Consider the following 12,703-nt stretch of genomic DNA (forward strand, 5'->3'; position numbering starts at 1 on the left):
CAACCGGGGTCGAGCCGCGGGTCTCGACCCGTCCTCAGGAACCCCGCTGGGGAGAAGGCGGAGCAAGCCCAACTGTTTGCGCCACGAAATCGGCAATCGCGACGGTATCATCGAGATCAAACACCACCAGACCCGCAGCGTCGTCCACCACATGATCGGCCGCAATCGCCACGATATGCGGGTCCTCGGGCGCCAGCGGGTCACGCCTTGCCGATTCGAGCCGCCGCGCCTCGATCTTCGGGATCGGCTCGCGCTTGTAGCCCTCGATGAGTACCAGATCGCAGGGCGCCAACCGCGCCAGGATCTCCTCGAAGCTCGGCTCCGCCGCACCACGCAGTTCGTGCATGATGGCGTAGCGGGTGCCGGAGACGATCGTCACCTCGTGGGCGCCRGCCTGGCGGTGGCGGTAGCTGTCAGCGCCGACCTTGTCGATGTCGAAATCGTGGTGGGCATGTTTGATCGTTGAAATGCGATAGCCGCGGCGGGTGAATTCCTCGACGAGGCGCACCGCAAGACCTGTCTTGCCGGAGTTCTTCCAGCCGGCGATGCCGAAGATTTTCTGCGTCATTGCCCCACCTTCCTTCATCCCTCCATCTAGCTTCATCCCCCCAGCGCCTCCAGCCAGCGTTCGCCTTCGATTAGATCATCGGGCGTGTTGATGTTGAAGAAGGGATCGAGCAGGCTGGCGCGGGTCGGATGCAGCGGGAAGGGCACTTCCGTAACGTCATGACGCAAGAGGAAGTCGCGCACGCGGCGCTTCTCGTCAACCTTGACCCATTCTTCCAGATCGGCGGCGAGCGCGGTCGGCCAGAGGCCGAAGACCGGGTGGCTGCGGCCTTCGGAGGCAGCAATCGCTATCTGTTCGGGATGGCTTATCGCACTCATAAGCCGGCTAACGAGATCGGCCGGAAAGAAGGGGCAATCGACAGAGATGGTCACGACATGCGTGGCGGGCAGGCCGGCGCCATAGACCATGGCCGCGTGGATTCCGGCCATTGGCCCCGCCTTGCCGCGAATACGATCGGAGACGACGGGCAGGTCGTGTCCGACGGCTGTGTCAGCATTGACGGCGATCTCAGCCGTCTGCGGCGAGAGGCGAGCCAGCACATGCGAAAGCAGGCTGCGGCCGCCGAGCATGACGCCCGCCTTGTCGCGGCCCATGCGCGATGAGCGCCCGCCGGCCAGCACGACACCTGGAATCGTCGATTGGTCGAGCACGAAGTTAGTCATGGCGGTACCTCTGACGATCACACGGGCGAACGGGGCGCCGATTCCTGGGCGACCGGCGGCACGTGACGCTTGGCCTCACGATAGAACGTATAGAGGCCTGATGCGATAACGATGGCGGCGCCCACGAGCGTCCAGAAATCCGGCACTTCGGCAAAGAAAACGAAGCCGAGCAGGGACGAGAAGATCAGGCTCGTATAGCGGAAGGGCGCCACGAAGGAGATTTCGCCAGTACGCATGGCGAGGATGACCGACTGGTAGCCGACCAGCACCAGCACCGAGGCCAGCAGCAGATGCGAAAGCGAGGTGACGCTGACCGGTTCCCAGCCGCCGAGGAAAGGGATCATCAGCGCACCGAATATTGCGACCGAGACCGCCGTGACCGTCGTGATCATCAGCGAGGGAATATCCTTGCTGATGCCGCGGGTGGCGAGGTCGCGCCCTGCGGTGGAGGCAACGCTGGCGACACAGAGGAGGGCGGCCGGGGTAAAACCTTCCGGGCCGGGGCGGATAATGATCATGACGCCGGCAAGGCCGACGAGGATCGCCAGCCAGCGCCGCCAGCCGACCGGTTCCTTGAAGAAAAGTGCCGCACCGAAGGTGACGACCAGCGGCAGAGATTGGAGGATCGCCGAGGCATTGGCGATCGGCATCATGCCGAGGGCGGTAATGTAGGTGACGGCAGCGATGATCTCGCAGGCGATGCGCAGCGCGATGACAGGCTTGAGCATGACGCGCCAGGGCCGCAGCGCGCCCAGCTTCCAGGCGATCAGATAGACGAGGATGCTGGTGAAGAGGCCACGCAGAAACATGATCTCGCCGGCATTCATGTAGGCTATGACGGATTTGGAGAGTGCGTCGCTTGCGGAAAAGCCCGCCATCGCCATGCTCATGCAGATGGCGCCTTCGGTATTGCGTGATCGCGGCATGCTGGAGATTCCCTTACCTTACAAGCCCTTTTAGAAGGGAACGGCGGGCAAGGGTATCGGAGGAATGCCACACTTCAGATAATTCGATGCTGCACTGCAGTACAACCTGCCGCGAGGTAAAGCAAATCCTTGTGCAGTTGCGGCAAATATTAGAAATATAAGGATAATTCCCAAATCTCCCGGTCGCCGATTAAGGTTGTATCAACCGATTCAGCGAAATATGCGATCACTCTCCATGATGGAGGATGCCGCCGAACCATCCGGAATGATTGCGGACTGGACGGTACCATCAGCTTCAAGGCGCCGCATCCATGCACTTCATCGACCGACTTCTGCAAAGCCGTCGCATCGTCACCAAGGTCCTGCTGTTCGTCATCCCGCTCGTCGTGCTGATCGCAGGCGTCGGCATCCTCGGCTACCACACGGCCAACATCCTGAACGGTCACATGACGGTGACGCGCGCCACGATCGAAAACATTTCCGATTTCGAGAACCTGCAGGCGGCACTGCAGGAGTTCGTCTCCGATCCGTCGGATGCGAGCAAGGCCGGTTTCGGCAAGGCGATCGATGCACAGGAGAGCGGCGTGCTGCGCCTCAACGGGCTGCTGAAGACGGACGACCAGCGCAGCCAGCTGACCGAAGTCAGCGGCCTGGCCTCCGCCATGCGCAAGCAGCAGGAGACGCTGTGGAGCCTGCGCCAGGCAGAGGATGCAAGCGTTGCGGCGATCAACACGACGGTGCAGGCGATTTCGGCTGCTGCGGATGAAGCCGGCGGCCAGACCGACCGGGTGCGCAAGGACTTCACCGACAAGGAAATCTTCGCCAAGGCGCTGCTCTACGATTCTGCCGCCTTCAAGTCGCTTACAGACATCATGGGCGCGATGCGCGTCGACATCCAGATGGGCTTTACGCCCGAGGAGCAGATCGAAGCCGCCCAGCAGCATATTGCCGAGATCCTGAAGCAGCTCGCTGTCGCCAAGGAAATGGTCTCCAAGGATGGCCAACCGCTGATCGCACAGGTCGCCGAAACGGCCGGCAAGCTCGATGCGCTCTTGAAGGGCAATGGCACACCGGATGAGAAGGCCTCCGGCATGGCGCCGCTCCTGACCGGCTTCGTCAACACCGAGGGGCAGATGACGTTGCAATCGGCCAAGAACAGCGATACGGCGTCCGCCCGCTTCGTCAGCCTCGACAAGAGCATTGCCGAACAGCGCGAGCTTCTGACCTCCGTCGACCAGGTGCGCGACGGTGCCGACCGGTTGCAGGTGCATGTGAGCCAGATGCTCAGCGCGCGTGATGCGGCCGCGCGGGATGTCGTTCTCGCCGACCTCAAGGCTCTGACCGAAACCGCCGGAAAGATCTCGGCGCTCGGTGCAAATGATGCGGTGATGAAGGCTTTTGCGGACAAGATTGCCCCGGCTGCGGCTTCGCTGACCTCCGGTTCGGCCGACATGCTGAAGGCTGCGGCGGACTGGAAGGCGGCCCGCCAGCAATCCTCCGAAATCCTTTCCGGCGCCATGGCCGCTCTTCGCCAGTTCGTCAGCCAGGCGCAGGAACTCGGCAAGGAGGACAGCGAGCGTTCGGCCAATGTTTCCGTCTTTGCCATGATCCTCGGCACGCTGCTTGCCATTGTCGGCGGCCTGATGCTGGTCGAGACGCTGCGCGGTCCGCTGAAGCGCGTATCCGACGTGATGACGCGGCTTGCAAAGGGCGATCTCGAAGTTGCCATCGAAGGCCGCAACCGGGGCGACGAGATTGGCGACATGGTGCGCTCGGTTGCCGTCTTCCGTGACGCTGCTGTCGAAAACGTCCGGCTCGAGAGGGAGGCCGAAAGTGCCCGTGCGCTCTCTGCCGATGAGGCAAGCCGCCGCGCCGCCGAACGCGCTCGCATCGAGGCCGAGCAGAAGCAGGCGCTGCATGCGCTCTCCGACGTGCTGAACGCGCTGGCCGAGGGCAATCTCGAGATCGGCATGCGCCGCGATCTCGCCGCCGATTTCGTCGATATGGCCGATACCTACAATCATGCCGTCGAGGCACTGCGCCAGACGCTTGCCGATGTGCGTGGCGCCACCGTCGAGATCAAGGGCGGCACGGGCAATCTCGCGTCCTCGGCTGACGATCTTGCCCGTCGCACCGAACAGCAGGCCGCCGCCCTCGAGGAAAGTTCGTGGGCGCTGCGACACCTGAGCGACGTCGTGCGTTCCACCGCTGAGCGCGCCAAGCAGACCGCGCATTCGGTCAACGAGACGCAGGTTTTCGCAACTCGCTCCGGCGAAGTGGTCGCCAAGGCCGTCGACGCCATGAGCGAAATCAACCGCTCGTCCGAGAAGATCGCCACCATCATCGGCGTCATCGACGAGATCGCCTTCCAGACCAATCTGCTGGCACTGAACGCCGGCGTGGAAGCCGCGCGGGCAGGCGAGGCGGGACGTGGCTTTGCCGTGGTGGCGCAGGAAGTGCGCGAACTCGCGCAGCGCTGCGCCAAGGCTGCCCGCGAGATCAAGGAACTGATCTCGGCAAGTTCCGGCCAGGTGCAGAGCGGCGTGCAGCTCGTCGAGGAAACCGGCCAGGCGCTTGCCGAAATCATCGCCCATGTCAGCGGCGTGCAGCGCCTCGTCTCCGAGATTTCGGCCGCCACTGGCGAACAGTCGACCGGCATTCACGAGGTCAGCAAGGCGGTGCATGATGTCGAGCTCATCACCCAGCAGAATGCGGCGATGGTGGAAGAGAACAATGCCGAGATCCAGGGCTTGCGCCAGCGCGTCGACATGCTCTCGGACAAGGTCAACCGCTTCCGTACCGGCGAGGAGGGTGAGGTGCATGGATATGGCCGCGCTGAAGGGCGCTGGACGGGCCGCGCTGCTTAAGTCAGTGCATCGGCAATGAGATGACAAAGAGCCCGCGGCTTTCCAACCGCGGGTTTTTCTTTTGAACAATTAGCCGACCCGGTCGTTTTCCAAGCATGTCCAACAAAGGAGAACCGCGATGGATTGGAACCGTGTTGAAGGCAACTGGAAGCAGATGAAGGGCAAGGTTAGGGAACAGTGGGGCAAGCTCACTGACGACGACCTCGACCAGATCAACGGCCGCCGCGAACAGCTCGAAGGCAAGCTGCAGGAACGCTACGGCTACGAAAAGGACCGTATCCGCAAAGATGTCGATACCTGGTACGACAGCCAGACCTGGCACTGATAACAATCCGATATCATAGTCTTCCACTCACTAGACTTGGCCCCGCTCACGCGGGGCTTTTTTTTGTGCCGGCTATCAGCCGCGGCACGCCGTGTTGAAGCTATGGCCGAATCCTGTTCTCCGTTAGATATCTTGGAACCGAGCACAGCGGATATACGAACCATGAGCACTGCGGAAAAACCAGATAAGTCAAACCCGGAGCTCCCGATGGGATATTCTGCGGTTCCCCGAGGCAAGCTTGCCAACGCCGTCACCTGCCTGGAAATGACGGAGAAGCCGCTGCCGAAGGAGGCAAGGAATATCGCGGGGCTTTCCCTGGAGAGAATGCCGGCGCCCGATCCGCAGACATACCGGCGGCTCTTCCGGGCGATCGGCGAGGACTGGCTGTGGGTTTCCCGACTGGTCATGACCGATGAAGCGCTGAAGGCCATTATCGGCGACCCTCTGGTGGAGATCTACGTGCTGCTCTCGGACGGCCGGCAAGTCGGTATGCTGGAACTTGATTTTCGGCAGCCCGGCCAATGTGAACTGGTCTTCTTCGGCGTGGGCAAAAGCGCCATTGGCACCGGGGCGGGGCGCTATCTCATGAATCACGCCTTATCCATCGCCTGGGCGCATCCGATCGAGCGGCTCTGGGTGCACACCTGTCATTTCGACCATCCGAATGCACTGCCGTTCTATCAGCGGTCCGGTTTCAAACCCTACGCATTCATGATCGAGGTCGCGGACGATCCGCGGCTGACCGGGGTCTTGCCCCGGTCGGCGGCGCCGCATGTGCCGATCCTCGAATAGGGCCGCGCCAGCACAAGAGCCTATCCGGAGCTCGGGGATAGAAGGCTGTAGAGGTTCGTTGGCGCACCGTGGAGCATGAGTTCGCACTCGAAGCCGAAGCCGCATTTCTCGAGAACGCGGCGGGATGCAGGATTGGCCGGCCGTACCAGGCCGATAATCCGCCGGGCACCCAGTTCGTTGAAGGCAAAGGCCAGAATGCCGGAAACGAGTTCGGTTGCGTAACCGTGCCCCCAGCTTCGGGGATCGAGGTGATAGGAAAGGTTGAGAGCGTCGAACTCGTTCGACACGGTCACTCCGCCAAAGCCGATCAGTTCACCATCGGCGACAACTGCAAAGCGGCCAAAGCCATGCTGCTTCCAATGCGCCATGTCCCTTGCCAGTCGTGCAGCACTTTCCTCGGGGCTGTCCGGCTGGGGCACCGGTCGATGCGCCACCAGTTCAGGTTTTGCGAACAGTTCCGTCAGAAAGGGAAGATCCTCCAACATCGGCGGGCGCAGCAGCAGCCTGTCGGTGCGGCGGGTGTGGTTGTCGATCACAGTCGGCACCGGGCTTTGCCGGCCCTTTGCATGGCTGCGGGCGTTCGGTCCTGCAATCGATTCACTGGATCGATTGCTGCCGCTGCGCGGCACCGGCCTTTGCCGGCCCTTCGCACGGCTTCGGGCGTTCGGTCCTGCAATCGATTCACTGGATCGATTGCTGCCGCTGCGCGGCACCGGACCTCACCCACCCGTAACGCTCATGTGCCGGGCGACAGCCGGGCGTTTATGGGTGCGGTCGATGATGAAATCATGGCCTTTGGGCTTGCGGGTGATGGCCTCGTCGATTGCCGCATGGAGCAGGCCATCGTCTTCGGTGGCGCGCAGGGCCGAGCGCAGGTCGGCAGCGTCATTCTGGCCGAGGCACATGTAGAGCGTGCCGGTGCAGGTGAGGCGCACGCGATTGCAGCTCTCGCAGAAATTATGGGTGAGCGGGGTGATGAAGCCGAGGCGGCCGCCGGTCTCCGCGACCCTGGTATAGCGGGCAGGGCCGCCGGTCTGGTAATCGATATCTTCAAGCGTAAACTGCTGTTCGAGATCGGCGCGCAGCTTGGAGAGCGGCAGGTACTGGTCGGTACGGTCTTCTTCGATCTCGCCCATCGGCATGGTTTCGATGACGGTGAGATCCATGCCGCGGCCATGCGCGAAGCGCAGCATGTCCGGCATCTCCGCCTCGTTGAAATCCTTCAGCGCCACGGCATTGAGCTTGATCTTCAGACCGGCTTTCTGGGCTGCATCGATGCCTTCCATAACCCTGGCGAAATCGCCCCAGCGGGTGATCTTGCGGAATTTTTCCGGATCGAGCGTGTCGAGCGAGACGTTGATGCGGCGCACGCCGCAATCAAAGAGTTCCTGCGCATGGCGGGCGAGCTGCGAGCCGTTGGTGGTAACCGTCAGCTCGTCGAGGCCGAAGCCGATCTGCTTTCCAAGCTGGCGCACGAGATGCATGATGTTCTTGCGCACCAGCGGCTCGCCGCCGGTCAGCCTGATCTTGCGCACACCCTTGGCGATGAAGGCGGAACAGAGCCGGTCGAGCTCTTCCAGCGTGAGCAGATCCTTCTTGGGCAGGAAGGTCATGTTTTCCGCCATGCAGTAAGTGCAGCGGAAATCACAGCGGTCCGTGACGGAGACACGCAGATAGGTGACCGCACGACCGAAGGGGTCGATCATCGGGCCTGCACCAGCTACCAGCGGGGAGGCATTGCCAATCGTTCCGACACTGCTGTTCACGTCTGTCTCCRTACTCGTTTCAATGTGGGCATATGCTATTGTGGCGTCAAGGGAAACAGGCCGCGGCATCAAGCGAATTTGCGCTTGCGCCGAAAAAGATCAGCGCCTACTCCTCGCATCAGAAGAGGACATTGACATGAGCGATATCTGGCCGACCGAAATCAGGATCTCGAAGGACCGCCAGAGGCTGGTGATAAGCTTCAGTGACGGCCAGAGCTTTGATCTCTCGGCCGAGCTGCTGCGCGTACTGTCGCCCTCGGCCGAGGTGCAGGGGCACGGGCCAGGGCAGAAGGTCACGGTGCCGGGCAAGCGCAATGTCGCCATCGTATCCGTGATCCCGACGGGCAATTATGCCGTGCGTATCGGCTTCGACGACATGCATGATACCGGCATATATACCTGGACCTATCTGCGCGAACTCGGCGAACGCGGCTTCGAACTCTTTTCCGCCTATGAAGAAGAGCTCAAGGAAAAGGGGATGAGCCGCGACGTGACCGAACGGCCGCGCTAGAGCTATACACTTTTGCTGGAATTGCTTTGAATTTCACCGGCTGCCGGGGGGCACATGACGCAAACGCATAACAAGAGCTGGCTGCGGGCCCATGGGCATACCGGCAGCAGGGTCACATTCCTGGAACTTTTCTTCGATCTCGTTTTCGTCTTTTCCGTCTCCCAGCTCTCGCACGCGCTCTTTGCGCATTATACGCTGCTCGGTGCTGCCGAAGCCGCACTCATGATGTTTGCCGTCTGGTGGGTGTGGATCTTCACCGCATGGGCCACGAACTGGCTGGACCCGGAGCGCATGCCGGTACGATCGATGCTGGTCGTGCTGATGCTGCTCGGCCTCGTGCTCTCGGCTTCCATTCCCGAGGCCTTCGGCGAAAAAGGCCTGCTCTTCGCCTCGGCCTATGTGTTGATGCAGGTCGGCCGCTCGCTCTTCACCACCTATGCGATGCGGGCTGCAGGCCGCTCGGCCGTCATCAATTTCGTGCGCATCACCATCTACCTTGCGGCGGCCGGTGTGTTCTGGATTGCAGGCGGTCTGCTGGAGCATGAGGCGCGGCTGATCTGCTGGGTGATCGCGTTGCTGATCGAATATACAGGACCGGCACTTGCCTTTGCCGTGCCCGGTCTCGGCCGGTCGAAGACGGAGGAATGGGACGTTTCCGGCGCCCATATGGCGGAGCGTTGTGCGCTCTTCATCATCATCTGCCTCGGCGAGGCGATCCTCGTTTCCGGCCGCACCTTCTCGGAGATGGAATTTTCCGCCATCACCGGCGTCGTCTTCCTGATCGGCTTCATCGGCACGGTCGCCATGTGGTGGCTCTATTTCCGCTTCGGCCATGAGCGGGCGGCGCACCGTATCGAACATGCCGATACGCCCGGCAGTCTCGCGCGGCAGGCCTTCACCTATGCGCATATCCCTGTTCTTGCCGGCATCATCGTGCATGCCGTGGCGGTGGAATGGATGTTCGAGCATCCATATGACACGGGCAGCCTCGCCATCGCTGCTTCCGTGCTCGGCGGCTCCGGCCTGTTCCTGGTCGGCAATCTCTGGTTCAAGGGCGCCACCAGCGGCCGCATGCCGCTATCCCATCTCGCCGGCATCGTCATCCTGATCCTCTGCACATTCTTCGCGCCCTTCATGGAAGTCTATGTGTTGGGCATCCTGGCGGCACTGGTACTGATTGTCGTGGCGGCCTGGGAGTACAAGTCGCTGACGAAAGCGCCGGCCGGGCCAGCGCTGCACTGAGGCGGCTGGACAGTATTCCGATCCTGTGAGAAAACCGGCGCATGGAACAGGTTTGCGCCAACCGCCCGCTGATTATTCGCACCATCTTGTGAATGGTGGGTTTGCGCGCATAAAGCTTCCAGAATGCGACCCGCCGGCGAGGCGGGTTTTCTTTGTCCGTCGCCCGGCCCTACAGGAGACAGACATGGCATTTCACGAACTAAAGACCGTTATCGATGCAGCCGACCGCGCTATCATGGCCGAGGATTTCGATGCGCTGATGGATCTTTACGACGAGCAGGCAACGCTCGTCATCCGGCCGGGGCTGGAGGTCTCGGGCAAGGAGAAGATCGGCAAGGCCTTCGCGGCGATCGCCGATTATTTCAACCATTCGCTCAAGATCACGCAGGACAGGGTGCAGGTCGTCGAGGGTGGCGATACCGCGCTCGTTCTTGCTGAGGCGGTGCTGGAGACGACGGGAGCCGATGGCGTGGTGAGTACGATCACCCGCCGGGCGACCTATGTGTTCCGTAGGCTTGATGGCAAATGGCTTTGTGTGATCGATAATTCCTATGGGACCGATCTGCTTGACGAGGGCCGGACCACGGAGACATAAAGCAACGAGAACAAAAGCTGGCTCGTCTCTGCGGAAGTCATTTGGGATGAAAGTTATGGAAAACGAACCATCTCCGCGCGTGCTCGATCAGCGAGTCCGCAACAGGATCATCGAGGTAATCGGTATTCTGGCGGATGGCGTCGATGGTTTGCGCCTCTTCGGTGTCAGCGGCTACTTCAATTTCTTTTTCGATTGGGTYACCGACGAAGGCGATATCGCTCCGAATTCAGCGATGTCTATCGAAGAGCGCGAGCAGTTAATGGTGCTGCGCCGGTTGGTCGTCGCGGCGTGCGACGATACTCCGGCTACCATTACAGAGCACGCTCTCATCGAAACGGGTTGGCTCGACCGCATCGTCCCCGAAGCGAAGCGGGCATTGGAGGTTTTCCTAAAGCGCGGCCGGTTCGATGAAGAAAAAGAAGAACTGGAGCCTTCCGCCTAGAAAGGCCTATTCCTCGTCCCTGAGATCCTGCAGCAGCACGCCGATGATGCGCTCCATCGAATCGGCCGTTGCCATACATTGCTCGATCGGTTCTGCCGAGAGCGTGCGCTCGATCAAAGCGGTCTGGATGGCCATGGCCTCCTCGGTCAGTTTGCGGCCCTCGGGCGTCAGGTGCAGGCGCAGCACGCGCTTGTCGCGCTCGTCGTCGCGGCGCAGGATCAGGCCGCGCTTTTCCATCTGCGGCAGGAGCATGCTCATATTGGAGCGGCCGACCAGGAGCTTGCGGGCCAGTTCCTGCTGCGAAATGCCTTCGAAGCGGTAGAGATTGACGAGGATATCGAGATGCGGCGGCTTGATATCGAGATCGGAGAGTGAGCGGGTGAGGGACTGCTGCATGAGCTGGCAGGCGCGAGCCACCGCGATCCAGCTGCGAAAACGCGGATGATCCCAGGGGAGGGATTGATTTTTGTTCATCGTTGTACTTTATTGTTCAGTGTTGAACATTATTGGAATCCCATCATGGCAAAATTTGCGCTGGAGGTCACGCGCCTCGGATTTTCGCTCATGCAAGCCGTTTCCCCACGCCTTGCCGGGGAGGCGGCCTTCCGGCTGTTCTGCCGAACGCCGTCCGCCAAACCGAAAGGCGAGAAAGCCAGGGCAGCGTATGCGGCAGGTGTCGCCAGGCTGGCCGGCGCGGAGCAGTTCACGTTGCCCGTGGAAGGCCGGCGCGCGCATGCGTACCGACTGAATGGCGGGGCGCTCGGGCGGCGCAAGCGTTACCTCGTTACCCATGGCTGGGGCTCCGGCATGGCCTATATGGCCGATCTGGTGACGATGCTTGCCGGGACGGGCGCCGAAGTGATCGCGCTCGATTTCCCCGGTCACGGCCGCGCCGGCGGGCGCTTCCTGTATATGGGGCTGGCGGTCAAGGCGATTGCGGCAGCGGAAGCGCGTTTCGGGCGGTTCGATGCGGTCATCGGCCATTCCTTCGGCGGCGCCGCGCTGATGGTCTCGGCCTCCGCCATTCTGCCGGACATAAAGCCCGTCTCGTGCGAACGCATGGTGCTGATCGGCTCGCCGAGCGAAATGCAATGGCTGTTTACCGATTTCGGACGGATGCTACGGCTGAAATCGGCCGCACAGGCCGCGCTCGAGGATGCCGTGCAGCGTATCACCGGCCGGAGACTAGAGGATTTCGACGCGGGAAAAACGGCAGCAGGCATCGGCAAGCCTGTGCTCGTCATTCATGCCGAGGACGACAAGGAAGTCAGCGCCGCCCACGCGCGGCGCTATGCGGCTTCGGGCAGTCACGTGCGGCTTTCCTGGGCGAACGGCTTCGGCCACCGGCGCATCATGTCGGCAGGGCCGGTTCTCGGCGAAGTCGTGGCTTTCCTTGTCGACGAAGACATCAAAAAAGATGCTGAGATCATTCCGATATCAGAGCTTCCGGCGCGGCGCGCATCGGTGTAGCGTCCGGCCGGCCGCAAGTCAGGCGGCCGACACCATGGCGGGACACAGATGAAGATCATCAGCACGATCGAAGAGCTCAACGCGATCTATGGAGGCGGGCTGTCGCAGGCCTCGGTCGACAAGGTGACGAAAGCGCTGACACCGCTCTACCGCGGCATGATCGAGATCTCGCCCTTCGTGGCGCTCGCAACTATCGGGCCCGAGGGGCTCGACTGTTCGCCGCGCGGCGATATCGGCGGCGTGGTGCGCATCGTCGACGATACGACGTTGTATCTGCCGGACTGGCGCGGCAACAACCGCGTCGATTCGCTTTCCAACATCGTGCGCGACCCGCGCCTCTCGCTGATGTTCCTCATTCCCGGATCGAACACGGTGATGCGCATCAATGGGCGCGGGGTAGTGTCCAATGACGAGGCGCTGCTCGAAAGCTTCGAGATGGACGGCAAGCATCCTCGCACGGTCATCGTCATCAGCATCGTCGACGAAATGTTCGGCATTCCAGTGCGCCCGCGCGGTGATGCGCGCCGAGCTCTGGAA

At 61.7% G+C, this 12,703-nt stretch carries 14 protein-coding genes and 1 pseudogene; 9 read left to right on the forward strand and 6 right to left on the reverse strand.

All coding sequences use genetic code 11. The features are described from left to right. Positions 1-34: 34 nt before the first annotated feature. The 3 genes from mobB to AC1DF8_RS34680 are packed head-to-tail and all read right to left on the reverse strand — an operon-like array spanning position 35 to position 2,156. Entirely contained in the window at positions 35-568 is a 534-nt protein-coding gene (mobB, locus tag AC1DF8_RS34670; protein WP_478157284.1) for a molybdopterin-guanine dinucleotide biosynthesis protein B, read from the reverse strand. A gap of 32 nt (positions 569-600) precedes the next feature. Further along, positions 601-1,230, reverse strand: coding sequence for a molybdenum cofactor guanylyltransferase MobA (mobA, locus tag AC1DF8_RS34675; RefSeq protein WP_478157286.1), 630 nt, complete (start codon positions 1,228-1,230; stop codon positions 601-603). A 17-nt stretch (positions 1,231-1,247) separates the two neighbouring features. After that, positions 1,248-2,156, reverse strand: a complete 909-nt coding sequence (locus AC1DF8_RS34680; protein WP_113015735.1) for a DMT family transporter — start codon at positions 2,154-2,156, stop codon at positions 1,248-1,250. A gap of 311 nt (positions 2,157-2,467) precedes the next feature. Between AC1DF8_RS34680 and AC1DF8_RS34685 the strand changes: the two genes are divergently transcribed. The 3 genes from AC1DF8_RS34685 (at position 2,468) to AC1DF8_RS34695 (ending at position 6,140) form a co-directional block, all read left to right on the forward strand. Beyond that, positions 2,468-5,023, forward strand: coding sequence for a methyl-accepting chemotaxis protein (locus AC1DF8_RS34685; protein ID WP_478157289.1), 2,556 nt, complete (start codon positions 2,468-2,470; stop codon positions 5,021-5,023). A gap of 118 nt (positions 5,024-5,141) precedes the next feature. Then, complete coding sequence (locus tag AC1DF8_RS34690; protein ID WP_112547399.1) at positions 5,142-5,348, forward strand: CsbD family protein; 207 nt, start codon at positions 5,142-5,144, stop codon at positions 5,346-5,348. Between the two features lie 162 nt (positions 5,349-5,510). Beyond that, entirely contained in the window at positions 5,511-6,140 is a 630-nt protein-coding gene (locus AC1DF8_RS34695; RefSeq protein ID WP_478157291.1) for a GNAT family N-acetyltransferase, read from the forward strand. A 20-nt stretch (positions 6,141-6,160) separates the two neighbouring features. Here AC1DF8_RS34695 and AC1DF8_RS34700 read toward each other — a convergent pair whose 3' ends face one another. Both AC1DF8_RS34700 and moaA read right to left on the reverse strand, forming a co-directional pair. Continuing rightward, positions 6,161-6,685 (reverse strand): GNAT family N-acetyltransferase, encoded by a 525-nt coding sequence (locus AC1DF8_RS34700; RefSeq protein ID WP_478157293.1) that lies wholly within the window; start codon positions 6,683-6,685, stop codon positions 6,161-6,163. Positions 6,686-6,859: 174 nt separating this feature from the next. Next, positions 6,860-7,906, reverse strand: a complete 1,047-nt coding sequence (gene moaA, locus AC1DF8_RS34705) for a GTP 3',8-cyclase MoaA (protein ID WP_112968292.1) — start codon at positions 7,904-7,906, stop codon at positions 6,860-6,862. A gap of 136 nt (positions 7,907-8,042) precedes the next feature. Between moaA and AC1DF8_RS34710 the strand changes: the two genes are divergently transcribed. From AC1DF8_RS34710 to AC1DF8_RS34725, 4 genes are all read left to right on the forward strand, one after another. Continuing rightward, on the forward strand, positions 8,043-8,417 hold the full coding sequence (locus AC1DF8_RS34710) for a gamma-butyrobetaine hydroxylase family protein (RefSeq protein ID WP_478157295.1): 375 nt from the start codon (positions 8,043-8,045) through the stop codon (positions 8,415-8,417). A gap of 54 nt (positions 8,418-8,471) precedes the next feature. After that, positions 8,472-9,659 (forward strand): low temperature requirement protein A, encoded by a 1,188-nt coding sequence (locus AC1DF8_RS34715; protein WP_183878820.1) that lies wholly within the window; start codon positions 8,472-8,474, stop codon positions 9,657-9,659. Between the two features lie 184 nt (positions 9,660-9,843). Then, the gene (locus AC1DF8_RS34720; RefSeq protein ID WP_478157297.1) at positions 9,844-10,254 is read left to right on the forward strand and encodes a YybH family protein; all 411 of its coding nucleotides are present in this window, start codon (positions 9,844-9,846) and stop codon (positions 10,252-10,254) included. Positions 10,255-10,309: 55 nt separating this feature from the next. Beyond that, positions 10,310-10,696 carry a hypothetical protein gene (locus tag AC1DF8_RS34725; protein WP_478157299.1) on the forward strand — a complete coding sequence of 129 codons (387 nt, stop codon included), beginning with the start codon at positions 10,310-10,312 and terminating at the stop codon, positions 10,694-10,696. A gap of 6 nt (positions 10,697-10,702) precedes the next feature. Here AC1DF8_RS34725 and AC1DF8_RS34730 read toward each other — a convergent pair whose 3' ends face one another. After that, on the reverse strand, positions 10,703-11,170 hold the full coding sequence (locus AC1DF8_RS34730; protein ID WP_478157301.1) for a MarR family winged helix-turn-helix transcriptional regulator: 468 nt from the start codon (positions 11,168-11,170) through the stop codon (positions 10,703-10,705). Positions 11,171-11,215: 45 nt separating this feature from the next. Here AC1DF8_RS34730 and AC1DF8_RS34735 point away from each other — a divergent pair, with 45 nt between their 5' ends. Both AC1DF8_RS34735 and AC1DF8_RS34740 read left to right on the forward strand, forming a co-directional pair. Then, a complete protein-coding gene (locus AC1DF8_RS34735; RefSeq protein ID WP_478157303.1) occupies positions 11,216-12,166 on the forward strand; it encodes an alpha/beta hydrolase in 951 nt (316 codons plus the stop codon). A 48-nt stretch (positions 12,167-12,214) separates the two neighbouring features. Further along, positions 12,215-12,703 (forward strand): annotated as a pseudogene (locus AC1DF8_RS34740) (MSMEG_1061 family FMN-dependent PPOX-type flavoprotein); the annotation flags it as partial.

This window comes from Rhizobium sp. 05N49, assembly GCF_056396805.1.